Below are 25,339 nucleotides of genomic sequence, written 5' to 3'. Positions count from 1 at the left end.
CTTTTCTTGCGATATAAGGAGGCATATCAATGACTAATATATTAAAAAAAGTACAATCGAAACTACACATACACACTAAAAATGATGTGATTGACTTCATTATCAAGGCATTCTTTTTACTTGCCACAATTATTAGTGCGTCATTTATCATCATTATTATAGTATTTGTCACCGCAGAAGGAGTAATTCCCTTTGTGACAGATAATGATGGTATTGGACGTGTCAATTTATGGCGGTTCTTAACTGGGACAACCTGGCTTGAAGGAAGAGCATTTGTGTCTAACCTCTATGGTGTCGGGTTCATTATTATTAATACCCTATATATTGCATTCTTATCACTGTTAATTTCATTACCGATTGGGGTGTTAACGGCCTTGTTTATTGCGCGTATTGCGCCAAAGAAATTGGCTGAAGTGATGCGGACTGTTGTAGAGTTACTCGCTGCAATCCCATCAATTGTATATGGATTATTTGGAAGTGGATTAATCTTAACGTTTGTCTATAACTTAGCGAAAATATTTGGTGTACAATCTAAAGGAGGAAACAGTGTTCTAGCAACAGTGTTAGTTCTCTCACTGATGATTTTACCCACTATTACAGCCTTGAGTGAGGTTGCGATAAGAAGTGTGAATAAAGATATTATTCATGGCTCTTTAGCCCTCGGGGCAACCAAGACGCAAACGAATTTTAAGGTTGTTTTAACCAGTGCAAAGTCTGGTATTTTCACCGCCGCTATTTTAGGGATTGGTCGTGCATTAGGAGAAGCCACTGCGGTTTCACTAGTTGCGGGGAATGCAAGAAGTGGTCCATCTCTTGGGTTCTTCCAGATTACATCCACACTGACATCAACGATGCTACAAGGATTAAAAGAAACAGTTGGTATTGATTATGATATACGGTTTAGTGTGGGTATTGTATTGATGATTGTTATCTTAATAACGAATATTACACTGAATTTTGTTAAACGGAAAGTAGGTAATGTCGATGTCAAATAGACGTAAAAAAATAGATATTTTATATCAGGCATTAACTTACGTGGCCTCATCGATTGCTGTTATAGCCTTGTCAATGATATTTATTTATGTGTTTCGTAACGGCTCAGATTTACTTGACTTTGGATTACTAGTTAATGACTATCACGAGAAATACTATAATGCAGATATTGAAGGTGATATAACGTATTCAACAACCGAAGCGCCTGATACACTTGAAGATAATATGTATTACTCCGATCGATGGGGCATTGCCTTTGAAGATACGGAAAACCGCGAAGGGAAAAATGTTATACGCGTCGTTTATATCGCAAAAGATTCACCAATGCAATCTTTAAATGATAAAAACAACCCCACAACAGAAAATTTTGGAATTAAAGTAGGTAATATTGTCACTGCCATTAAGTTTGAAGATAAAGCATCCGCTTTACCAATCTATGGGGCAGAATACATGATTAACGAACTTAATGCATCAGATAATTTTAGAGAGATTGTATTTACATCTCTAGGGGGCGGTATTAGAGGATCAATTATAACAACATTATATGTGATTGGTATGAGTTTACTATTTAGTTTACCAATTGGGATCTTTACAGCCATTTACCTCAATGAATTTGCACCGAAAAATAGAATCACGAATACATTAAGAAGTATGGTTGAAGTATTAACAGGTGTCCCAAGCATTATCTTTGGATTGATGGGTCTCGCAGTGTTTGTTCCCTTAACCGTACGATACACTAGCGCCACAAGTGGAAACTTAATTTCAGGAAGTCTAACACTTGGTGTTATCTTGTTACCAGTCATAATTCGATCAACAGAAGAATCGTTAAAAGTGGTTCCAGATGCATTACGAAATGCTTCACTTGCACTAGGTGCGAATCATACACAAACAACTTTTAAAGTCGTCTTACCGAATGCATTGCCTGGGATTTTAACTGCTACATTGCTTGCGATTGGACGTATTATTGGAGAGTCCGCAGCGCTTATATTTGCAATCGGGACAGCAGTTAAAGATGATATTTCAATCTTTGGAAAATCAACAACCTTAGCTGTTCATATCTGGTCTTTAATGTCAGATGAACCAGCCAACATTCAATTAGCAAGTACGATTGCTGTTGTAATTTTACTGATTGTACTTGTCTTAAATATCTCTGTTAAACTAATCTCAATGCGTTTTAAAAAACGTTATGAATAAAGGAATGATAATATGAAAACTGTATTTAAAATAGAGAACTTAGATCTATTCTATGGGAAGTTTCAAGCATTAAAAAATATATCTTTGGAAATTGAAAAAAACCAAGTCACCGCATTAATTGGACCATCAGGGTGTGGAAAATCAACGTTTTTAAGATGTTTAAATCGGATGAATGATTTAATTGAAGGATGTAAAATTATGGGAGATGTCGATTATCATGATAATGATATTTATGACCGAGATTATGATGTTATAGGCCTCCGCACAAAAGTAGGGATGGTATTTCAAAATCCTAATCCATTTCCAATGAGCATTTATGATAACATTGCTTACGGACCAAGATGTCAAGGGATTAAGGATAAAAAGCGTCTTGATGAAATCGTGCAAACAAGTTTAGAAAAGGCCGCGTTAATTGACGAAGTAAAGGATCGTCTAAATGACAGTGCGATGGGCTTAAGTGGGGGACAACAACAACGGCTATGTATTGCAAGAGCAATAGCCATGGAACCAGAAGTAATCTTAATGGATGAACCTACCAGTGCACTTGATCCTATTGCGACATTGAAAATAGAAGAACTCATGAATGACCTTAAACAAGATTATACAATTGTAATTGTGACACACTCGATGCAGCAAGCAGCACGTATAAGTGATAAAACCGCATTCTTTTTAATGGGAGAGTTGATTGAAGTAGATTCTACTGATACAATATTTACACAACCTAAAAATCAAAAAACAGAAGACTATATCACTGGACGCTTTGGATAGGAGGGACTATTATTATGACAAACACACGAAAACATTTTAATGATGAACTAGAAGAATTAAACAATCGCGTTGACGCGATGGGTCAAGAAGTTCTTGAAAGTTATAAACGCCTTGTCATTGCTTGTGAAGACAATGATATTGATTTAGCACACCATATTATGGATCATGATAAAATTGTCAATGGTCTTGAAGAATCAATCAATGTGGATGCCTATTTACTAATTGCCAAACAATGTCCGGTAGCGTCCGATCTCAGACAAATTATTTCGGCTGTTAAGATTTCTAATGACTTAGAACGGATTGCTGATTACGCCGTCAATATTGCTAAATACCTTGTCAAAACTAAAAATGATAATGATCAGTTTGTTAAACGGGTTGTTAATTTAACCAATCTCTTTATTCCAATGTTGAAAGAGATTGTACAGGCATTTAAAGAACGCAATGTAGAAGCTGCATTAAAAGTTAGTAAGTCAGATGAAGAAATTGATGCTACATATAAAAAATATGTTAAAGAATTTATTAGAGTTGCAAAAGCGAAAACAGATGAAGAAGCCGAGGAGGCAATGCGTGTCATTCTTGTCTTAAAACAGATTGAACGAGCAGGAGATCATGTAACCAATATTGCTGAGAATATTGTATATCTTGTTAATGCTAAACGCTTAGAACTTGATTGATAACGAGGTGACAACCATGCAAAGACGTGTCATTCAAATAATAATTGTTTATTCTATTGGATTAGGCCATGCGATGTATCTGACATCCGATTTTTTGCTTGGTATTTTTATCATTGGCTTAATGATTTATCATATTATATCAATTCAAAATTTAAACCGAACACTAGAAGAAGACCTAGATACAAGTGTACGTAGTTTACAGTACCGTTTAGATAAATCGATTCAAGAGAAAAAGGCAACTTTAGAACAAGTGTTGTCATTATCTGATTCGTTTAGTTTTGGTCTTTTAATGGTTGATGAAACAGGGATGATTCAACTCGCAAATAAGGATTTAAAAGATTATTTTGGACTCGATTTATATCACAAGTCGTATGATGCATTAAAATCAATAGAAAAACTACATGAATTTGTTCATCATTCATATATATTAGAATCAAAGTTGCGTCGTCAAATTGTATATAATGGTGCGGATTATGATTTAATTGCAACCCCCCTTTATGAAAATAAAATATTTAAAGGGTGTTTTGTGATTATTCATGACATAACCATTTTAAAAAATGCCGAAAAATATCAAAAACAATTTACTGCCGATGTCTCACATGAGTTAAAGACACCGCTTTCTACCATTAAAGGATTCTCGGAAATATTATTACGGGACCAAGACATTGACGTTGACAAACGTAATGAATTTTTAGAGCTTATTCAAGAAGAGTCACTACGGATGGAACGCTTATTGAAGGACTTGATGACCATCGCTCAGATGGATCGTGTGGATTATGAATTAGAACTGATAAAAACACCTATACACGAGGCCCTAAATGAGACTTATACACGTCTTAACCGTTTAATGGACAAAAAAAACCTATCTCATAGTATTACAGTGCAACCGGCATCATTGTTAATTGATCCTTACAAAATTAGACAAGTATTAACCAATCTGATTAATAATGCGATTAACTATACAGACCAAGGATCTATTTTTATCGAAGGTTCTGTCGAAGATGAGAACTATGTGATTAAGATCAGTGATACAGGTATTGGCATTGAAGAGCATAATATTGAACGAATTTTTAAACGCTTTTATCGTGTGGATAAGACACGTAGTCGAAAAACAGGTGGCAGTGGATTAGGATTAAGCATTAGTAAGAACGTGATTCAACGTCATGGGGGCTCAATTACAGTAGAGTCTGAAATTGATAAAGGATCAACCTTTATTATCCGTCTCCCTCTCAAAGATAATATGATATTGTAAACAATTTTACTTGCATGAAATGATATCTTACTATATAATAGTGACGCATTGATTTATTTGAAAGCATAAATATGATATAATAACGTTTGGTGATATAATGAAAGAACTCGATGTGAAATGCACAGTGACATCAGGCGATGATGAAATCATTATTAATGCAACTGGTGATTTAACAAATAACCGACTTTCCTTTCAAGATGATGAGCAAATTAAACATTTTATTATTTTAGAAAAAAATAAAATGAAATATATTCGTCAAGGCAGTGTTGATATGAAATATGAGTTTCAAGAAAATATTATTACGCAAGGGTCCTACCAAACCTTAGGTAAAAAACTTCTATTTGATATTAAAACATTAACGCTTGAAAAAAAGAAAGATAAGTTGTTTGTCCATTATCAACTATTACAAGATAAAACAGTTGTAAATGATGCGACGATTAACATAGAATATCGTGAGATTTGAGGAGGAGTACAATGCAAAGCGAATTATCATTAGTTGGGGCGGCAATTAAAGTCCTAAAAAAGGAAAAAACACCATTAAACGTTTATGACTTATATAAAAAAGCAGTTGATCTGGCAGACGCAAAAGCACAAGAAACAGATGACACAATCAATAATTTTTATGCTGATCTTGTAACATCAGCGCACTTTATTTATGTTGGTGATAACGAATGGGATCTTAAAGAAAACCAAAAGATTGAACTTTGGGACAAAGATGGATCACATTATAAAGAATATACCAAGGTTGAAGTGCCAAAAGAAACAGCAGAAAAGCCTAAAAAAGAGGCTAAAAAATCGAAACCTAAATCGGCTGAAAAAGAAGTTGTCGAGGAAGAAGTTATCGATCCTAAACAAGTTGAACCAGCTGAAACAGTGATTGACGAAGAGGATAAAGTTGTCCCAGAAGTTGATGTTGTTGCTGATGAAAACCTTGATGATGAAGGCGTCGTTGAAGATTATGAAGAAGATGTCTTTGAAGAAGATTATGATGACGATTTCGACGAAGAAAAATATAACGAGTATATGGATAAATATGAAGACCGGTATGATGATTAATTAAATTTAACATTGATTTTTATACTATCGTTTGCTATAATTTTAAAGGGCGCGTTAGTTAAATAGTTCTCCTAATTTAGGAGGGCTATTTTTTATATTTATAGCAATTTTTCTGAGGAGTGATTTTAATGAAGCAAACAAAGTTTATTTTTGTAACTGGAGGTGTAGTTTCCAGTTTAGGAAAAGGAATTACCGCATCGTCACTAGGACGTTTATTAAAGAACAGAGGATTAAAAGTTTTTATGCAAAAATTTGATCCATACATCAATATTGATCCTGGTACAATGAGTCCATACCAACATGGTGAAGTTTTTGTGACCGATGATGGCGCAGAAACAGATTTAGACTTAGGACACTATGAACGTTTTATTGATGAGAATCTCTCCCAAGCCAGTAATATTACAACTGGTAGAGTCTATGCCAATGTCATTGAAAAAGAACGTAAGGGAGAATATTTGGGCGCTACCATACAAGTCATCCCTCATATTACTAATGAAATAAAAGATAAATTAATTCAAGCCGCTAATGAAAGTGATGCGGATGTTATCATCACAGAAATTGGAGGTACGGTTGGTGATATTGAATCGCTACCATTTTTAGAAGCTATTAGACAAGCACGACGCGATTTTGGATATAATAATACAATTTATATCCATAATACACTAGTGCCTTACTTAGAAAGTGCTGGTGAAATGAAAACTAAGCCAACCCAACACAGTGTTAAAAACTTAAGAGAACTTGGGATTGCCCCAGATATTATTGTGTTACGGACAAAACGTCCTATTACAAACTCTATTCGTGAAAAAATCGCACTCTTTTGTGATGTGCGTAAAGAAGCAGTCATTGAGGCAAGAGACCAAGAAGTTTTATATGAGGTCGTCTTAAAGTTAGAAGAACAAGATTTAGATGATCTTGTCTTAAAACATTTTAATTTAGAGACAAATTCTGTTGATTTAACTGAGTGGGAAGCACTAGTAAACACTGTAAAAACACTTGATCAAGAAGTTACTATCGGTCTTGTTGGAAAGTATGTTTCTTTACAAGATGCCTATTTAAGTGTTAGTGAAGCGTTACAACATGCAGGATATCCATATCACACAAAGGTAAATATTAAATGGATAAATGCTGGCGAACTAGTAGATAATGATATGTCTAGTTATTTAGCTGATGTTGATGGTATTTTAGTTCCTGGAGGATTTGGAAAACGGGCAATTGAAGGTAAAATTAATGCTGTAACATATGCGCGTGAAAATAATATACCCTATTTAGGATTATGTTTAGGTATGCAAGCAGCGACGATTGAGTTTGCTCGAAATGTATGTAAATTAGAAGGCGCACACTCAACAGAGTTTGATAAAGACACGCCACACCCTGTCATAGATTATTTACCAGAACAATATGAAGGAATTGATATGGGGGGGACATTACGACTGGGCTTATACGAGTGTGCAATTGAATCAAACACTCTAGCAGAGAGACTTTATAAGTCTAATTTAATTCAAGAACGTCATCGTCATCGTTATGAATTTAGCAATACATATAAGAAAACATTAGAAGATTGTGGTCTTAAATTCAGCGGAACCAACCCAGCTACCGGTCTTGTTGAAATGATAGAACTTAGCAATCATCCTTTCTTTATCGCATCACAATTTCATCCCGAGTTTAAATCGCGCCCATTAAGACCGCATCCATTATTTAAAGGATTTATTCAAGCAAGTTTAAAAAGGAAAGAAAACAGTAAAAAAATAAGGAAAAATAAGAAAATGAGTTAATTATGACAAATTACCTAAAATTGTCTTATGCAAAAAATGATAAAACGGCTATAAATAGCCGTTTTTGTATTGTGTCTATAACTTCACTATTTAGGATAGTTATGATATAATTTACCTAACGAACTTGTAAGGAGGATTTATATGTTATCAAAACACGTTATCACACATGTTTTAGAAGCTGCATTATCTACAAATGCTGATTTTGCTGAAGTGTTTATTGAAGACAAATTTCAAACAAGCGCATCACTATTAGATAGTAAAATTGATAAAGTAAATAATGCAAAAATATCCGGTATTGGTATTCGCGTTGCAAGAGATTATCATGTTGTTTATGGATATACAAATAGTAAAAAAGAAGACGACTTAGTACAACTGGCAACTGACTTAGCACAATCATTTAAAGGTGAGTCAAGAGGCATCAAAGTTGAATTAGGGGAATTACAATCAGAACAAGCGCACAAGGTGAAAATATTACCTTCTGAGGTTCCGATTGAAGACAAAGTAGCTATATTGAAACGGGCAGATAAAGCAGCTCGTGCATATAGTGACGAAATCACACAAGTCTCAGTACGTTATGCGGATTATGTGCAAAACGTATGGATTGCTAACTCAAAAGGTACCTATGTTAAAGATCAACGTGTCAGAACACGATTGGCTATAGGATCAGTTGCTTCGAATGAAAAAACAAAGCAACAAGGGTTTAATGGTCCCGGCGGATTTTATGGATTTGAGATATTTGAAGACTTAATTGATGTAGAAGAAGCAGCTAAAGAAGCATCGCGGATTGCGATTCAGAATCTACATGCTGAAGAATGCCCAAGTGGTTCAATGCCTGTTATTATTGATAATGGGTTTGGAGGCGTCATATTCCATGAAGCAGTTGGACATAGTTTAGAAGCAACCGCTGTTGCTAAAGGAGCGAGTGTTTTTACGGGTAAAAAAGGTGAAAAAATTGCTAGTGAATTAGTGACAGCGATTGATGATGGAACCATTCCTAATGGATGGGGAAGCGCCACATATGATGATGAAGGGAACAAACAAAAACGTCGTGTGTTAATTAAAGATGGTGTGTTAAAGTCATACATGATTGATGATTTAAATGCCAAACGTATGGATGAACCAGGAACGCATTCCGGGCGTAGAGAAAGTTATCGATACGCACCTACATCACGGATGACAAATACATATATTGACAATGGAGAATCAACGTTTGAAGACATCATAAAGAATACAGAATATGGACTGTATGCGAAAAAAATGGGTGGTGGAAGTGTTCAACCTGCCACAGGAGATTTTAACTTCGCAGTAATGGAAGGTTATATTGTACGTAACGGTGAAATTCAAGAACCAGTACGTGGAGCAACCCTAGTAGGTTCAGGAAAAGATGCACTACAAAAAATTGATATGGTTGGGAACAACTTATTACGTGCTCAAGGAATGTGTGGTAGCGCATCTGGTAGCATACCAACAGATGTTGGACAGCCAACGATTCGTGTTTCTGAAATGACCGTCGGTGGACGAAAGGGGGCTAACTAATGAATTTTGATACATTATTTGCCTTAGCAAAAGAGAAAGGTATTGAAGATTTACAAGTCTATTATTCTGGTGGGACAAGTTTTGATATTGAGGTATTTAAAGGATCATTAGAAAAATATACAATCGCAGATACAGCCAAATTATCTGTCAAAGGTATCTATGATAAAAAGATGGGGACAGTTACTACTGAAATCATTAATAGTGATCAATTCGAATTTATTGTCGACAGTGTCATAGCTTCTGCAAAAGCGATTGATAACGATGATGAAGTATTTATCTATGAAGGTGATGACCACTATAAAGAAGTAGAAGGTTTATACAATAAAGCCTTAGAAGAAGTGGATCCTAAACGTAAAATAGAGGATACCTTGAAGTTAGAAGAACTTGTTAAAACTGAAGATGAGCGTGTCACAATGGTTCAAGCCTTTTATGGGGATGGCACAACAAACGTATTAATTCAAAACTCAAAGGGATTAAAACTTGAGAAAAAAGTTAATGTTGGTGTATTTGGTGCATACGTTATCGCTAGTGATGGTGATGATCAACGGACAGCGATTGAATACCAACAAAGCAATATCTATGATGATTTTGATTTAGAGAAAATTGCTCGAGAAGGCGCTAAAAAAGCTTGTGCTTTATTAGGGGCAAAACCAGTTGAATCTGGGGCGTATGAAGTTATTTTACAAAATAGTGCCTCGACTGCTTTACTAGCACCTCACGTTCCAATGTTTTCAGCTCAAAATGTGCAAAAAGGTGTTTCATTACTTAAAGGTAAAAAGGATCAAATAATAGCAAATGAGCTTGTGTCTATCATTGATGATCCATTCATGAAAAAATCAAGTAAATCAGGTAGTTTTGATGATGAAGGTGTCGCAACCACATATAAGAAGGTCATTGATAAGGGGACCTTAACAGGGTACTTGTATGACTTAAGAACAGCTAAAAAAGACGACGTTCAGTCTACTGGAAATGGCTTTAAAAATGGCATACATCCAACGAATTTCTATATTGATGCAGGGAATACATCTTTAGAGGATGCCATCGCTTCTTTAGAAAAAGGATTATTAATCACAGAGTTGGCTGGAACACATGCAGGCTGTAACTTCGTTAGTGGTGACTTTAGTTTACAGGCATCAGGCTATTTAATTGAAAATGGTAAAAAAACCAGACCTGTCGCACTTATCACAGTTGCGGGGAATTACCTAGACTTACTAAATGATGTCACGCAAGTCTGTAATGATACTAAGATGAATTTCTCATTTATCGGAAGTCCATCAATTAAAATTAAATCACTACAAATATCAGGTAAATAAATACGTAAAGAGACTGTTGAAACAGTCTTTTTTTTTGTATCCATACGAAAAATAGTATATAATAGAGATAACATGAAAGAAGGGTTTAAAATGAGAAAACTAATTGTGTTATTGCTTTTTATAACTTTGGGTATCATGGCATTATCTAACGAGCCGATTAATGATACGATAGATACATTAGCAGGCGCTACGAATGACACATATTATGTAACAATTGATGATTATGCCGGGGCAACAGATGATGAAGACGATGAAGAAGAGGATGATGATTAATGAGTCTTATTATATTTCATATAACAGTTTTTGTATTGTTGGCTACTTTGTTTTCTAAACAAATTCATCGGTATCGCTACATTATTTATTCTATTGCCGCTGTGCTTATTTTGATCTTAATTGATAGTGAAGTGAATGTGTTGACACTTGGGTATACAGGGATATCGTTTTTTATCATTGTGATGTATACAGGCGTCTTAGAAAAAGGATATATTACCAAGAAATTACGCCAAGTAAGAGCTGAGTACGCCGTATTAGGAACACTATCTATACTGCCACATGCACTCATCTACCTCGAGTATATTCTTGACGATATAGGCATATTAAATATCAGCTTATCACCGATTTTTGGACTTATAGCGATGGTAATTATTGTGCCCCTTTTTATCACATCATTTCATTTTGTTAGGCGTAAAATGACCTATGTTCAGTGGAAACGACTGCACCAATTATCTTATTTATTCTATGGCCTTCTTGGACTTCATCTCATTCTCATACAAAACAATAGACAGATTTACTATATTGTTATTTTTTTGGGGTATCTAATACTGCGCCTTTGGGCAATGGTCTCTAAATACAATAAACATAGAGTGCTTAAAGAAAATTAGTGGCTTTTAAATACCGTCTTAGTTTACATTATTAAGTAGATAAGGTATAATTTAGTCGAAGATAAAATATTAGGAGGAACGAATTATGCGACTTGTATCTGCAAAAGATATGTTAGAAACAGCACGTAAAGAAGGCTATGCAGTTGGCCAGTTTAATATTAATAATTTAGAATGGACAAAAGCAATATTAACAGCTGCTCAGGAAGCGAAATCACCAGTTATTTTAGGTGTTTCAGAAGGGGCAGCACGTTATATGACAGGATTTGATACTGTTGTTGGTATGGTAGAAGGTATGTTGAAAAATCTTGACATTACTGTGCCCGTTGCTTTACATCTTGATCATGGATCATTTGAAGGTGCTAAAGCGTGTATTGAAGCTGGATTTAGTAGTGTAATGTTTGATGGTTCTCACTATCCAATTGATGAAAATTTAGCCAAAACAAAAGAGATTGTTGAATACGCGAATGAACGTGGTATTAGCGTTGAAGCAGAAGTTGGTGCAATCGGTGGAGAAGAAGATGGTGTCGTTGGTAGTGGTGAAGTTGCTGACCCGCAAGAATGTAAACAAATTGCTGATTTAGGTGTTACTATGTTAGCAGCTGGTATTGGTAATATTCATGGAAAATACCCAGACAACTGGCAAGGATTACGTTTTGATGTATTAAAAGAAATTCAAGATATTACTGGTCAGATGCCGCTTGTATTACATGGCGGATCAGGGATTCCAAATGACATGATTAAAGAAGCCATTTCATTAGGTGTATCAAAGATTAATGTGAATACAGAATTACAGTTAGTGTTTGCTGAAGCAACACGTAAGTATATAGAAGCTGGAAAAGATAAAGTAGGTAAAGGATTTGACCCTAGAAAATTATTAAAACCTGGATATGATAGAATCATTTCAGGGGTTAAAGAAAAAATGGCTTTATTTGGGTCAAGTAACAAAGCCTAAATGTTTGATTGGATCTATCAAAACCCAGTTTGGGCTGCCTTACTTGGAACCCTATTTACTTATTTTGTAACAGCGCTCGGAGCATCATTAGTCTTCCCCTTTAAAAATGTCTCCCAAAAAGTATTTAACGGTATGTTAGGATTTAGTGCGGGTGTGATGATTGCCGCATCTTTTTGGAGTTTGCTTAATCCAGGGATTCAATTGGCTGAAGAGTTAAATCAAATTCCATGGCTTCAAGCAAGTTTTGGATTTCTTTCGGGAGGCGTATTTCTATTATTGGTAGATCGTTATTTACCTCATGTGCACGTTATGTCGTCACATCAAGAGGGGTTACCTTCAAAATGGCAACGCAGTATTTTGCTTGTATTAGCGATTACCTTACATAATATACCTGAAGGGTTAGCTGTTGGCGTTGCCTTTGGTTATGCATCTACAATTGCTGGTGGAAGTGCTGCCGCAAGTGTAGCAATCGGTGGAGCCATTGCATTAGCATTAGGTATTGGTTTACAGAACTTTCCTGAAGGGGCCGCAGTTAGCATTCCATTAAGACGAGAAGGGATGTCTCGACGCAAGGCATTCTTTATCGGACAATTTAGTGGTATGGTAGAGCCTATTGCTGGGGTTTTAGGTGCATTGCTGGCTATCACAATGCGTACATTATTACCTTTTTCATTAAGTTTTGCTGCAGGGGCAATGATTTATGTCGTCATTGAAGAATTAATCCCTGAAAGCCAAATGATGAAAAATACAAAAATAGCCACCATTGGAGCAATGATCGGATTTGCTGTAATGATGACATTGGATGTTGCCTTTGGATAATAAATTAATTTACCGTGATTATGCGTCTTGGAAGTTAGAGAATCACGATATCTTGAAACAGTTTAAGGATAACGATAGCCTAATATATGAACGCCTTGAACCAGTATATGCTGTTATTAATCATATTTATGATAGTGTTTGCTCAGAAGAAGGTCTTGATGAGGATTTAGAACACATTTTTGAAATAGGGTTCAATTATTTAGACAGACGATTTAATGTAATTAGAATCTATTTTGAAACCTTATTTAAATCCAATTGTGATGATTTTAATGACTACACAGAAATGGTTTACTACCTAATCTATCTAGCAGATTTAAAGGAGGATCTCGAATCTCACGGATATGATCCCAATATGGATGAGTTAGATTATGTCGAAACAACCATTGAAAATATGATTATGGAACGAAGAAAAGATTTCTTGTATATCAAGGACTTATTAAATTCAAAACTACAAAGTGTTTTTGACAAAATTGATTACGAGTATGTGAATATCATTGACATTTATGTAGAAATTGCCGAAAATTTAGGTATTTTCTTGTATGAAGATGATGAAGTCATACTTGGTGAAGATGTATAAAGAGTGAAAACCGTTACACTAGCATAACAGTTGCTGTAACGGTTTTTCTATTATATATTAAAATGGCATATAAAACGAAAATAAAAATGAATTATGGTGATATATATGGGAATGATTAGTGATATTAAGACATTAAAACGGAAAGATCCAGCCGCAAGACATACATTGGAAATTTTATTATCTCATTCGGGACTTCATGCTGTGTGGTTTTACCGTATTGCACATTTACTGTGGATCATAAAACTTAAATTAATCGCAAGAATACTAAGTAATATCGCACGCTTTTTAACCGGTGTAGAGATTCATCCCGCTGCGAAGATTGGTAAGAACTTTATTATTGATCATGGTAGTGGTGTGGTGATCGGTGAAACTACCGAGATTGGTTCAAACGTTCTTATTTATCATCAAGTCACTTTAGGTGGAACCGGAAATGATTCTGAGCATAAACGACATCCATCAATTTGTGATGATGTTATGATTGCTGCAGGAGCTAAGATTCTTGGCAATATCCGAGTGGGTATGGGGGCTAAGATTGGTGCGAACTCAGTTGTTTTGAAAGATGTACCACCATATTCAACAGCCGTAGGCATGCCAGCACGGATTATTCAAGGGAAGAAACTGAGTGATGAAGATTGCAGTTTAGCAGGAAAAGCGAAATAAAAAAGACGATTTTATGTACTGAACCCCTAAAGTTGGACTAGGTACTAATAATTAATTTAAACACAGGGAATGATTTCTGAATTCAATAGGAGTCATTCCTTTTAGTTTTGTTATAACTCTTTCATTGTTGTAGTATTCTATGTATTCTTTTAAACCTTTAATGAAGTCCTCTATTGTTTTGAACTTCTGTCTGTAGAAGTATTCTGTTTTTAGAACTCCAAAGAAGTATTCAATCACTGCGTTATCTAGACAATTACCTTTTCTAGACATGCTTTGCTTGATTCTTTTTTTGTTTAGATGTTTTTGAAATCTTTTATTTTGATATTGGAATCCTTGGTCTGAGTGGACTATAAGACGTCTATATTTTTTGTGTGGAGTTGCTTTCTCAATCATGTCCATTACTAGTTGAACTTTAGGTGAAAAGCCATAAGTAAAGCTTATGATGCTTCTATCATAAAGATCCATGATTGGTGATAGATACACCTTTCTTCCACACACTTTAAATTCCGTTATATCTGTTACCCATTTGCGATTTGGTGCTTTCGCTGTAAAGTTTCTTTTCAGTACGTTTTTAGCTACTTTACCTACTGTTCCTTTATACGATTTATATTTTTTTCGTCTAACTACTGCTAAAAGATCTAATTCTTTCATGATTCGATATACTTTCTTATGGTTTACGATTAATCCGTATACTTTACGTAGTCTTCCTGTAATCTTTCGATACCCATAATTTTGGTGGTGTTTTGCGACTAAGATGATGATTTTCTCTTTTATTTTTTCATCTTTATCTGGATCGTTTAGTTTACTCTTTACTTCATAAAATGTTGATTTCTTCATGCCTGCTGTTTTGAGTATTTCTTTTAGTGTATAGTTTGTATTCGCCTTGATATCGAGAATGACTTTTACTTGTTCTTGTTTTCTTGCTCTTCCCTTTTCTCGACTAAGGCTTTCAGCTTTTTTAAATACATATTCTCAAGTCTTAGTCGTTGGTTCTCAGCTAATAAATCCTTATTCTTGTTAACGTCTTTCTTAAGACCTTTTGGTCTTCCACGACCATCTTCATTTAATGCTTCAAATCCATATTCCAATAAGGTCCTTTCCCATTTGTAAAAGGAACTTGCTGATAGGTCATACTTTCTCTCTGTTTCAAACGCTCCGTGTTCTTGATAATACTTGATAATCTCTAGTTTTTTTCTCCTGAATATGTCTCATTCTTTTTACGCATCAAATCACCACTCTCGTATTTACTGGTCCAATAATACACGGATCTCTTACTTACATTATAAACACGAATAGTTTCTGCTGCACCATTTTTCTTGTAATTCTCAACGACTTCCTTCTTAAACTCTATTGAATATTTTGCCATATAAAAACTGCACCCTTTCTTTTTCATAGTTTCCTATGTCCAAGTTTTTGGGTGCAGTTCAGAGCCGTATCATAAATAATTGCAACTATTGATATGCAAATATGATCAACCTAATACAAAGTTGAAAATCTCAAAAAGCACTATAAGTAGTTTCTCTACTATCCAAAAATATACTGTAAATGCACTTACTGCGATTTGATTAATTGTCATGAAGTTTAACATTAGAATAATTATTGTCACTACAAACAAGGCTAGAATCAGTTTCTTCATATAATCACCTCCTCAAGGTTAGACTACACCTTTAAGAAGATGATAACAACACATAATTAGCTATTCCGGTATTTCCGGAATTTTTTCATCTATCGAATACAGGACTTTTAATTGATTTGTAATTGGATTTATGGATATTATATCAAGTTTATAAAAGTACTTTTGAATCATGTAGTTTGACAATAACAGAAATAGTATGTCAAATAATAGATATGTAAATATGGTTACAATAAACCATTCTGGAACTTGAAGCTGAGAATCTACATTCAGTATCAATCCATACATAAATAATAGAGATATCAAAATAATGTAAATGTTTAGAATAATAGACACTACTAATTTATTAGTTCTGAAATAATCTAAAATGGGTTTAATTGGCTTATTCTTAATAAAAAATATTAATAATATAATTCCCCAAATAAATATCATTATAAAAAGAAGAACTATACTAATATCTTCAGCGCTACTAGTAACACTCGAAAAATAAAAACCAATAATACAAAAAGCAGAGAAAATTGTTATAAAAATTGATATTATTAGAAGCTCTACAGTCTCTCTATATAGCCTTTTTAATTCCAACTCTGTATACACAGATTGATAAACTAACTTGTTTTTTCTTGTATACTTTTTCGTAATTTTTTTGCTTGTCAGTTTCGATACTACTTGTAATATCAAATAACAAAAGAATAGAATAAACTCAATTAAAATAATAGGGTTTAATACTAAAGATGGCACAAATAAGTTTAAGTAGAATGTCAAAAATAGACTTATGCTTATAAACAAACCAACTTTCTTTAAACCAAAATTATTTGATTTAAATGAGACATCATCTACATCAAAATCTTCATAGTCAAAAGGAATTAAATAATTAATGCCTATGTTGAAACCATCAGAGATTTCTTTCAATCTCTGAATCGTGAAGTCAGTTTTCCCTTTTTCCCAATCACTTAAAGTTTTATTTGACACTCCTATCAATTTTGCAGCTTCATCTTGTGTCAGATTTGATTCTACTCTTAGTTTTCTAATTCTTTTACCAATTTCGATTTTGTCATATAACATACATTACACCTACTTATAACTTCATATCATTTACTACTTCCATCAATATTGAGAATGATTTCTTTTCACCATTCCATTCTTCTTGTCTTTTTTTATATTCATCTCTTAACTCGTTCCACTTTTTAGCACCTTTGATCTTTTTATACTTATCCTTGAACATAGCGGACTTCTTCATCTCATTTAATCCCATCTCAGTCTTCTCCTTGTCTTTATATTTGAAGATGCAAAGCCTTCCTGCTTTGTTTGGAGTCATCAATGTAACATCATATGAATGATGAATTTTATCTCCCTCAAGCATTTTGATAGTAATTGCAGATTTCGAATCCTCAGCATTCTTATATCCTTTTTTTATAAAGAAATCATCGAACGCATGTCTGAATCTATCCTTGATTTCTATTAACTTATTTGATCCTTCACCTAATAATGATTGATAGAATATAATTTGATAATCGAAATCAAATCCTTTATTAGGTTTATCAAGTATTAAGTTCCTTTTTGCACTTCCAATGAGTCTAAAGTAAAAACTATAATCATCAATTACAGAATTAACATACTTAAATGCTTCTGAGAACAACGAGCGAAACTCTTTTGTGTCTTTTTTCTTTTTATACTCCATTATCATATCCCCCCTGAATATGATCTATATAAATATGCTTGGATTTCGATCCATATATTCCATTGTCTAAATTAGCCTTATTTATATCTGTTATTAATCCTTTCCTGTATTCAACTGGTATTATATTTATCAATGAAGTCAGATACCTAGTTATTAAATCAACTCTTTCTTCAATAGACTTTTTTGTTGTTTTTGTAGAATTCTGATCAATCATTAGTAGGCTGTGATGCATCACTATGTTTCTTAGCTTCCCAACATTTTTAATATCGTCTATCGTAAAATCAAATTCAGGTAATATATTTGGAGCAAAGTGTTCAAATAAATCAAGTATTACAGAGAATAGCATTTTAGACCTTTTAAAGAAGCTGTATCCATAATCTGGATTCTGTATAAATTTAAAATCTTGATATTTATAATCGCTTGTATACATTATCAATTTGGATCCTTTGTACTCTAGATTTTTATATAATTCGTTTCGAAGAAATTCCTCAGTTACAGATAGATACATGTAGAGCTTTTCTCTCAAATATTTGTCATACCTAATAAACCCAATGACTTCATCACTAATTATATAATCAGACTCTTTTACTACTTTTAAACTTTCTACCACTTCTCTAACAATACCAAAACCTTTTTCAGCAATATGCTTGTTAAAGATACTCCAATCAGTAACTTCTACATAATCTAACATTGTATTACCCTCTTTATTAAATGGATTTATACTTTAATTTTCCAATTTCATTTTTAGTTCTAATTTATTTTAAACAGCATTTCTTATATTCTAATCCAGATCCACAGTAGCAGGGATCATTTCTACCAATATTTGAAATCTTTATTCAAATTCCTCTTTTGAATATTTTTCTTCCACAGTTTTATACTCATTTTCCACCTGTAGAATTATCTCTGCTTTCTCAGCGAATACTTCCTTCAATTTACTTAAAATCTCAGTATAAATAATCTTCTCTGCTGGATTTACAATGTCCTCAATATTTTCATCAAATTCGCACTCATTATCTATAATAAGACCCAATAAATCATAGGTGTTTTGACCATCGATTTCTGTTATAAGCTCGTAATTTATCCCATCTTTTGAATACTCACCTTTTTTGTTATGTATTCTTAATAGTTTCATATTTATCTTTCCTTTCATTGTATAGTTCTTCTCCCGATTCCATTGAGTTAATCAAAACATCATACTCTAAAACATCGTTCCCATACTTGTCCTTTAGCATCTTTTCCCCAAACTTACCGCTATATATATTAAATTTCATATTTCCTTCTTTTTTCACATCAGTAAATACAATGTAATTGGGAATCAAACTAACACCAATTGTATTATTATGAGTGGCAATGAACACAGTTGAGTCGTTCGATATTTCATGTATAAGATTAATAATTTCATCCCTTAGAAATAAATTATCGAATGATCCTTCTGGCTCGTCTATAAGTACAAAATCATACTTCCTACAATCATCTAGTTTTTTTATTAGGCTGTATTCAGACCTTTGTCCTCCAGATAGTTTAACATTATATTCATTAATCACTTCATGATAAACACCGAAAAACATCTTATAAATTAGATCATTTGATGTTAAAGATTCTGATAATTTTATCATATAATTATAGGGTTCATCGTAGTGATTTTCAAAAATCTCTCTGCAACCTTCAGTAACTCCTGAAAATTTCCTAGCCTCAGTTACATTATCGAATGACTTACTATATGTAATCAACTTAAACTTAGATAAAGGTTTCTCAAAAACAATTTGATCTTTCTTATATTTTGGTACAACCGCATTAAACTTATTCACCATTACTTTGTTATACAATATACTTTTAAAGTTTATTTCAGGCAATTGTGGAATTCTAGATAATACTCTCAATTTCCCTTTTGTTGATGTAATGAACTCATTAGTTTTATTAATAATATAGTTGTTTTTTCGATTTACTCTATATTGCTTAATGGTCGAAATTATAGCCTTTTGCAAATCTTTCTTACTAAGTTCTTTGAATAGAACTTCGTTATAGAATTTGCTCTGAAGTATGTAATCTAGACTAACTATAATTTTCTTGTGCTCATCTATCTCAAATAAATCAAATGTATTATGATCGTAAATTGCAACTTTGGAATATATATCTTTTTTATACTTTGTATTGGCTTTTTCTTTTAGGGTATTAACATATTTAGAGATGTCGTCAAGGTCCAAATCAATATCTATAGTTAGCATTTTATTTACAAGAGTCCTGAACTCAGATAAATACAAATTGGTACTATCCGCAAATTCTCCTTGAATTTTCTTTTGAAATTCTTCAACTTTACTCGATTCAGTTAACTCAAACTGCCTTATATATTTAACACTATTACCAGCTTGATCATTTATCATATTCAAAAAGTGTGTTTTTCCACTTGATCTTCTTCCCATAAGTACATTTAACCTAGTCGAAACAGAAATACCAGCTTCATCAATAACAAAAGCCTCAATAACTCTATCAGAATTCAACCAAACTCGCGATTTATCACTAACTGCAACTTTCATAGAATTTATATTTATTGAATCTACATCCAAAAATGTCTGTTTAAATGAACCTTTAAACTCTGAGTTCATTCTTGAATCACTAAATAATAACGGTGTAAGAACGCCAGCATTTCTTGTTACTACCCATTTGTTAGCACTGCTAACTTCCCCACAAGAGATGTTAGGATTAATTTCGTTGATTTTGCTTAAACTTAGTGATTTATCTTTTTTATAATGAGGAATAATTAACAGTTCAGAATAATTACTAAATACTTTGTGAAAATCAGAAATGCTGATGGAATCATTCTCATCAACTATCATAGTACTAATAGCTTGGCATTTCGTACTAAAGTCATCCACATTCGAGTTATTATCTATTACTAATATGTGCCCTTTTTCTATATCAATTTCAATCCCCGGAAGAACATCTATGCTCAAATGATCTTTAATATGGTTAAACTGTGTTTTGTCAAAAAGATTATGATTTGTAATAGCAATACAATCAATCTGGTTTTCCTCGACATATTTCTTAAGTATACTAATATCAAAAATTAACTCATCTTCATAAAATGCACTAACAGTATGAATATGTAAATCAAATTTTTTCATATCTTTCTCTCCTTAAAAACTGCCCTCAAAAGAGGACTTTATAGTTTTCCCCTTAGTTTTTCTTATTTATATTATATCACACCCTATTATAAATAACAGGTCATATAAGACCCCAAAAGAAAAAGCCCAAAAGGGCTTTGTTATGATGTGCATACCATAAGTTGCATCTATTTGTGATACGGCTCGTTGTTGTTTATTCTAAACGAACTGTATATTTGTTCTAGTATTTCCACTACCCCCACTACCTCCACTACCCCTAATTTTGAGTGAATAACACACGCGAAAATGATCATAAAATCTCATTTACAGTCTCAATAGGGTTTCCCTATTATAACATGTTTTAAGGGTACAAATTTGAGTGAAAAAATACATAAAAAAGAACATTTTTGCAAACAAAAAACCGGAGAATATCGCAGTGGTAAGACAATCTGCTTTTATCTCCGGATACGGGCTTAGATGGTGGAGAGTACTGGACTTGAACCAGCGACCCCTTGCTTGTCGAGCAAGTGCTCTCCCGGCTGAGCTAACCCTCCATCGCTATATCTATTATAAGTTATTATTATAATTTGTCAACGGAAAACAAACAAAAAAGCATCCGAAGATGCTTTTTAATATTATCTGTTGTAGAATTCAACAATTAGGTTCTCTTTGATGTCAGTTAAGATCTCTTGACGTTCTGGATAACGAACATAAGTTGCTTCAAATTTGTTTTCATCAAAGCTAACAAATTCTAAACGGTTTCCAGCATGTTCTAAACTTTCAGTAACAATTTCGAACTTACGTGCTTTTTCACTTAACGTTACAATTTGACCTGGTTCAACGCGGTAAGATGGAATGTCAACGCGTTTGTTGTCAACGCGAACATGACCATGACTTACTAACTGTCTTGCTTGACGACGTGTTTTTGCAAACCCGATACGATAAACAAGATTGTCTAAGCGACTTTCAAGTAACACTAAGAAGTTTTCACCGTGTTTACCATCCATTTTTTTCGCTTCGTTGAATGTTTTTCTAAATTGCTTTTCGTTCATACCATAAGTATAACGTACTTTCTGTTTTTCATGAAGTTGTTGTCCATACTCACTTAATTTTGAACGACGTTGTCCATGTTGACCTGGAGCATAAGGACGTTTGTTTAATTCTTTTCCATTTTCTAAGATAGAATGTTTTAAACGACGCGCTTTTTTCCAAATCGGACCAGTGTATCTAGCCATTGTGTTTCCTCCTTTTATTTATTTGCACAAAAGAGTAATAACGATCTATTAATCAGAATGTTTTAATGGGTTCGCCTTGTCAGCAAAGACTACTAACAACCCTGTTACGGAACATTCAGCAGTTAATAAATGATTATTTAGCTGCCTTTATTACACATGCGCACAAATCATTATAATAAAGTTATCTTAAAAAGTCAATCAATTTAGTGATTATCTTTTCTAAATAACGTTTATCTATTTCATTAAAGCGTTCTTTGATGGGAGCGTCAATATCTAAGACACCATATAAGGAGTCATTGATAACGATTGGAACGACAATTTCACTTTCTGAATGACTGTCACAAGCAATATGTCCTTCAAACGTATGGACATCTTTTACAACCAATGTCTCTCGTTTTTGAGCGCTTGTTCCACATACGCCACTACCCAAATGAATTAATGTACATGCTGGGAGCCCTTGGAAAGGTCCAAGGGTCAATTTTTCACCATCAAATAGATACACCCCAACCCAGTTAATCTCAGTCATGTAATAATTAAGTAGTGCACTAAAGTTTGATAATGTCGATATAGTGGTATCTTGGTTACTTAGTAAGTATTGCATATCGTCTAAAATGGCACGATATTGTTGTTCTTTATCGTTTGGTATCGTTTTAGCACTAAACATATGTATCACCTAACCTAGATTTTAAAGTAAAACGTGACAAAATGCAACTGATTGTGTTAAGATAAGTGATGTTTAGGAGTGATAGTATGTATGAACGTATTTTAGTACGTTATGGAGATTTAACGCTTAAGGGGAAAAATAAGCGTTTTTTTGTAAAACAAGCGAATAAATTAGTCAAAGAAAAAGTGAAAAGTGATAAGGTAAGTTATGAACGTAATCACGATCGATTATATATTAAACTGAATGGTGAAGATCCACAAGTTGTTATTGATGGACTCAATCATGTAAGTGGGTTATCAAGTTATAGCTTAATTAAAAAAGTAGACACAGATTTAGAGACAATAAAAAAAGAATCATTAGCCATATTAAAACAAGAAATCACACAACCAGGCATCCTATTCAAAGTCGACGTCAAACGTGCTGATAAAACCTATCCGATGATTAGCCCTGAGGTTACGAAAGAACTCGCTAAATATGTGCTTAGACGGACACAAGGCTTAATCGTTGATGTGCACAACCCAGAACTCGTTTTAAATGTAGAAATCCGACGAGAAGGGGCATATATTTATTGTCATAAAATAAAAGGTATGGGAGGCTACCCTGTTGGTATGGGTGGTAAAGGATTATTGATGATGAGTGGTGGTATTGATTCTCCAGTTGCCGCTTTTCAAGCTATGAAACAAGGGATCGATATCGATTTAATTCATTTTGAATCAACCCCGTTAACCAGTATTGAAAGTGCTCAAAAAGTCATTGATTTGGCAAAAAAATTAAGTGTTTATGCGCCGGGCAATACGATAAAACTTCATATGGTTCCGTTTGAAGAGATGCATCAGGCTTTATTAAATCATGTACATGATTCGTACCAAATCACCATTATGCGCAGAATGATGTATCGGATTGCAGAACAATTTGCCAATAACCACGACCATCAAGTAATTATTAATGGTGATAGTGTGGGCCAAGTAGCTTCACAAACATTAGAAAGTATGACTGTTGTCAACAATGTCATTAAGATGCCAATCTTAAGACCTTTAGCCACAACAGATAAACTTGATATTATCGCAATGAGTAAAGATATTGATTGTTATGATATTAGTATTCGTCCTTTTGAAGATTGTTGTACCGTGTATGTTCCTAAAAGTCCAATAACGAAGCCGAGAGAAAACAACTGTTTAGGGCAAGAAGAAGGGTTTGATTATCAATCGATTATTGAACGTATCATACCGAAAATAAAAACCATCGATGTGACTGAAAATTTGAATTTGGATTTAACTGTCGGAGGCTTTACAGTTCAAAATGCATTATAGTTTGCTTACAAACAAAAAATAGATATACTAAATATGAGGTGAGAAAATGACACGATTATTTAGTATGGTATCAGTGGTGATTATGGTATTGACATTAGCAGCATGCAACAGTCAAGAATACACAGATATTTCCAATGAAGAACTTAAAACCATGTTAGCAAATGAGAAGTATCAGTTTGTTGATGTTAGAACGAGTGAAGAGTTTTATACAGAACGGATTCCAGGGTTTACCTATAATATTGATTATTATATGCTGGTTGAAGACTACAGTTTACTCGATCGATTAGATAAAGATGTTCCAGTTGTTATTATGTGTAATAGTGGTAATCGAAGTGCCGATGCCGCAGAGATATTTGTTGACCAAGGATTTGAAACCGTCTACAACCTTGAAAACGGAATTGTAGAGTGGGACGGAGAAACAGAGTAATCTGTTTCTTTTTTGTTGTTTCATGATATAATAGATATGGTGATTTGATGAAAATAACAAGTGTAAACAATAAAACAATTAAAGAAGTGACCAAACTTCATCAAAAAAAGTATCGAGATCAAGCAAAACAGTTCATTTGTGAAGGCTATCATTTATACGAAGAAGCGAAAGCGCATGGGATAGTAAAGCACATTTATACTACTGATGAAACGATTAAAGGACAAAATGTGACCTATGTTAGTAAACATGTGCTTGAAAAACTTGCGAATACCAAACGTCCGCAAGGAGTGGTTACGGTCTGTAAGATGTTAGAGAACACTAATCTATCTGATAAAGTTTTGTTATGTGACCATGTTCAAGATCCTGGTAACTTAGGAACGTTAATTCGAAGTGCACTAGCTTTTGGGTTTGAAACGATTGTCTTAGAAGAATCTGTAGATATCTATAATGATAAAGTATTGAGAAGTACACAAGGGGCGTTCTTTCAAATGAATATCATCACACAAAATATCTTGGAATTCATCAATAGCCATTCGGACTATTACTACATAGGAACCGCGTTATCTAACCAACAATTAACGGATATAACCCACTCAGAAAAGGTTGGTATTATCGTTGGTAATGAAGGGTCGGGTATTTCAAAAGAGATTCTTGAAAAAACGAACATTAATGTCACAATTCCAATTCAAAAAATTGATAGTTTAAATGTCGGGGTCGCAGGCAGTATTGTGATGCACTTTATCAGCGATTTTACTTGATTTCATCCCCTTAGTATGGTAAAATACTTACGCATATGAGTTAGAGAGTGGGTCCACACCCACTCTTTTGTTTGAAAAAGGAGGCC

General features: G+C 33.8%; 29 protein-coding genes, 1 tRNA gene and 1 pseudogene. 19 read left to right on the top strand and 12 right to left on the bottom strand.

Translation table 11 applies throughout. The features are described from left to right. Positions 1-29: 29 nt before the first annotated feature. The 16 genes from pstC (at position 30) to cysE (ending at position 14,447) form a co-directional block, all read left to right on the top strand. A complete protein-coding gene (gene pstC, locus UMR38_02000) occupies positions 30-995 on the top strand; it encodes a phosphate ABC transporter permease subunit PstC (GenBank protein MEC9484632.1) in 966 nt (321 codons plus the stop codon). Further along, on the top strand, positions 985-2,187 hold the full coding sequence (pstA, locus tag UMR38_01995; protein ID MEC9484631.1) for a phosphate ABC transporter permease PstA: 1,203 nt from the start codon (positions 985-987) through the stop codon (positions 2,185-2,187). Before pstC ends, pstA begins: the two co-directional genes overlap by 11 nt. 12 nt (positions 2,188-2,199) lie before the next feature. Beyond that, positions 2,200-2,955 carry a phosphate ABC transporter ATP-binding protein PstB gene (gene pstB / locus UMR38_01990; GenBank protein ID MEC9484630.1) on the top strand — a complete coding sequence of 252 codons (756 nt, stop codon included), beginning with the start codon at positions 2,200-2,202 and terminating at the stop codon, positions 2,953-2,955. Positions 2,956-2,969: 14 nt separating this feature from the next. Next, complete coding sequence (gene phoU, locus UMR38_01985) at positions 2,970-3,629, top strand: phosphate signaling complex protein PhoU (GenBank protein MEC9484629.1); 660 nt, start codon at positions 2,970-2,972, stop codon at positions 3,627-3,629. A 16-nt stretch (positions 3,630-3,645) separates the two neighbouring features. Further along, on the top strand, positions 3,646-4,881 hold the full coding sequence (locus tag UMR38_01980) for a HAMP domain-containing sensor histidine kinase (GenBank protein MEC9484628.1): 1,236 nt from the start codon (positions 3,646-3,648) through the stop codon (positions 4,879-4,881). Positions 4,882-4,978: 97 nt separating this feature from the next. Next, positions 4,979-5,344: a DUF1934 family protein gene (locus tag UMR38_01975; GenBank protein ID MEC9484627.1), complete on the top strand. Its 366-nt coding sequence runs from the start codon at positions 4,979-4,981 to the stop codon at positions 5,342-5,344. An 11-nt stretch (positions 5,345-5,355) separates the two neighbouring features. After that, the gene (gene rpoE, locus UMR38_01970; GenBank protein MEC9484626.1) at positions 5,356-5,937 is read left to right on the top strand and encodes a DNA-directed RNA polymerase subunit delta; all 582 of its coding nucleotides are present in this window, start codon (positions 5,356-5,358) and stop codon (positions 5,935-5,937) included. Between the two features lie 128 nt (positions 5,938-6,065). Beyond that, positions 6,066-7,709 (top strand): CTP synthase, encoded by a 1,644-nt coding sequence (locus tag UMR38_01965; protein MEC9484625.1) that lies wholly within the window; start codon positions 6,066-6,068, stop codon positions 7,707-7,709. A gap of 141 nt (positions 7,710-7,850) precedes the next feature. Then, entirely contained in the window at positions 7,851-9,245 is a 1,395-nt protein-coding gene (locus tag UMR38_01960; protein MEC9484624.1) for a TldD/PmbA family protein, read from the top strand. Then, positions 9,245-10,558 carry a TldD/PmbA family protein gene (locus UMR38_01955; protein ID MEC9484623.1) on the top strand — a complete coding sequence of 438 codons (1,314 nt, stop codon included), beginning with the start codon at positions 9,245-9,247 and terminating at the stop codon, positions 10,556-10,558. Before UMR38_01960 ends, UMR38_01955 begins: the two co-directional genes overlap by 1 nt. A 90-nt stretch (positions 10,559-10,648) precedes the next feature. After that, entirely contained in the window at positions 10,649-10,831 is a 183-nt protein-coding gene (locus UMR38_01950; GenBank protein MEC9484622.1) for a hypothetical protein, read from the top strand. Continuing rightward, complete coding sequence (locus UMR38_01945; GenBank protein MEC9484621.1) at positions 10,831-11,439, top strand: ferric reductase-like transmembrane domain-containing protein; 609 nt, start codon at positions 10,831-10,833, stop codon at positions 11,437-11,439. The genes UMR38_01950 and UMR38_01945 overlap by 1 nt, the downstream gene beginning before the upstream one ends. A gap of 85 nt (positions 11,440-11,524) precedes the next feature. Next, positions 11,525-12,391 (top strand): class II fructose-1,6-bisphosphate aldolase, encoded by an 867-nt coding sequence (gene fba / locus UMR38_01940; GenBank protein ID MEC9484620.1) that lies wholly within the window; start codon positions 11,525-11,527, stop codon positions 12,389-12,391. Beyond that, positions 12,392-13,210, top strand: a complete 819-nt coding sequence (locus UMR38_01935; GenBank protein MEC9484619.1) for a ZIP family metal transporter — start codon at positions 12,392-12,394, stop codon at positions 13,208-13,210. Further along, positions 13,203-13,787, top strand: coding sequence for a hypothetical protein (locus tag UMR38_01930; GenBank protein ID MEC9484618.1), 585 nt, complete (start codon positions 13,203-13,205; stop codon positions 13,785-13,787). The genes UMR38_01935 and UMR38_01930 overlap by 8 nt, the downstream gene beginning before the upstream one ends. Before the next feature lie 105 nt (positions 13,788-13,892). Beyond that, positions 13,893-14,447 carry a serine O-acetyltransferase gene (gene cysE / locus UMR38_01925; protein ID MEC9484617.1) on the top strand — a complete coding sequence of 185 codons (555 nt, stop codon included), beginning with the start codon at positions 13,893-13,895 and terminating at the stop codon, positions 14,445-14,447. Between the two features lie 51 nt (positions 14,448-14,498). Here cysE and UMR38_01920 read toward each other — a convergent pair. The 12 genes and pseudogenes from UMR38_01920 to UMR38_01865 all read right to left on the bottom strand — a co-directional run bounded on the left by UMR38_01920 (position 14,499) and on the right by UMR38_01865 (position 22,758). After that, positions 14,499-15,350: pseudogene (locus UMR38_01920) on the bottom strand (IS3 family transposase). Continuing rightward, the gene (locus UMR38_01915; GenBank protein MEC9484616.1) at positions 15,350-15,535 is read right to left on the bottom strand and encodes a hypothetical protein; all 186 of its coding nucleotides are present in this window, start codon (positions 15,533-15,535) and stop codon (positions 15,350-15,352) included. The pseudogene UMR38_01920 and the gene UMR38_01915 overlap by 1 nt, the downstream one beginning before the upstream one ends. 95 nt (positions 15,536-15,630) lie before the next feature. Continuing rightward, on the bottom strand, positions 15,631-15,813 hold the full coding sequence (locus UMR38_01910) for a helix-turn-helix domain-containing protein (GenBank protein MEC9484615.1): 183 nt from the start codon (positions 15,811-15,813) through the stop codon (positions 15,631-15,633). Positions 15,814-15,918: 105 nt separating this feature from the next. Next, on the bottom strand, positions 15,919-16,083 hold the full coding sequence (locus UMR38_01905; GenBank protein ID MEC9484614.1) for a hypothetical protein: 165 nt from the start codon (positions 16,081-16,083) through the stop codon (positions 15,919-15,921). A gap of 60 nt (positions 16,084-16,143) precedes the next feature. After that, a complete protein-coding gene (locus UMR38_01900; GenBank protein ID MEC9484613.1) occupies positions 16,144-17,142 on the bottom strand; it encodes a helix-turn-helix transcriptional regulator in 999 nt (332 codons plus the stop codon). A gap of 13 nt (positions 17,143-17,155) precedes the next feature. Then, positions 17,156-17,758 carry a hypothetical protein gene (locus UMR38_01895; protein MEC9484612.1) on the bottom strand — a complete coding sequence of 201 codons (603 nt, stop codon included), beginning with the start codon at positions 17,756-17,758 and terminating at the stop codon, positions 17,156-17,158. Continuing rightward, positions 17,748-18,449, bottom strand: coding sequence for a hypothetical protein (locus UMR38_01890; protein ID MEC9484611.1), 702 nt, complete (start codon positions 18,447-18,449; stop codon positions 17,748-17,750). The genes UMR38_01895 and UMR38_01890 overlap by 11 nt, the downstream gene beginning before the upstream one ends. Before the next feature lie 141 nt (positions 18,450-18,590). Continuing rightward, positions 18,591-18,890 carry a hypothetical protein gene (locus UMR38_01885; GenBank protein ID MEC9484610.1) on the bottom strand — a complete coding sequence of 100 codons (300 nt, stop codon included), beginning with the start codon at positions 18,888-18,890 and terminating at the stop codon, positions 18,591-18,593. Then, the gene (locus tag UMR38_01880; protein MEC9484609.1) at positions 18,868-20,880 is read right to left on the bottom strand and encodes a hypothetical protein; all 2,013 of its coding nucleotides are present in this window, start codon (positions 20,878-20,880) and stop codon (positions 18,868-18,870) included. Before UMR38_01880 ends, UMR38_01885 begins: the two co-directional genes overlap by 23 nt. A 457-nt stretch (positions 20,881-21,337) precedes the next feature. Next, positions 21,338-21,413: transfer RNA gene (locus tag UMR38_01875), tRNA-Val, on the bottom strand. 81 nt (positions 21,414-21,494) lie between these two features. Next, positions 21,495-22,094, bottom strand: coding sequence for a 30S ribosomal protein S4 (gene rpsD / locus UMR38_01870; GenBank protein ID MEC9484608.1), 600 nt, complete (start codon positions 22,092-22,094; stop codon positions 21,495-21,497). 181 nt (positions 22,095-22,275) lie between these two features. After that, positions 22,276-22,758: a GAF domain-containing protein gene (locus UMR38_01865; GenBank protein ID MEC9484607.1), complete on the bottom strand. Its 483-nt coding sequence runs from the start codon at positions 22,756-22,758 to the stop codon at positions 22,276-22,278. Between the two features lie 86 nt (positions 22,759-22,844). Here UMR38_01865 and thiI point away from each other — a divergent pair, with 86 nt between their 5' ends. Genes thiI through UMR38_01850 form a run of 3 tightly spaced genes read left to right on the top strand, consistent with a single transcriptional unit; the run spans position 22,845 to position 25,253 of the window. Next, entirely contained in the window at positions 22,845-24,068 is a 1,224-nt protein-coding gene (gene thiI / locus UMR38_01860; protein MEC9484606.1) for a tRNA uracil 4-sulfurtransferase ThiI, read from the top strand. 46 nt (positions 24,069-24,114) lie between these two features. Then, positions 24,115-24,495 (top strand): rhodanese-like domain-containing protein, encoded by a 381-nt coding sequence (locus tag UMR38_01855; GenBank protein ID MEC9484605.1) that lies wholly within the window; start codon positions 24,115-24,117, stop codon positions 24,493-24,495. 47 nt (positions 24,496-24,542) lie between these two features. Beyond that, positions 24,543-25,253, top strand: coding sequence for an RNA methyltransferase (locus UMR38_01850; protein MEC9484604.1), 711 nt, complete (start codon positions 24,543-24,545; stop codon positions 25,251-25,253). Positions 25,254-25,339: the final 86 nt, after the last annotated feature.

The organism is Candidatus Izemoplasma sp., assembly GCA_036172455.1.
Lineage (GTDB): Bacteria > Bacillota_I > Bacilli_A > Izemoplasmatales > Izemoplasmataceae > JAIPGF01.
Note: the sequence above shows the minus strand (reverse complement) of the source record. Positions and strands in the feature narration are given on the sequence as shown.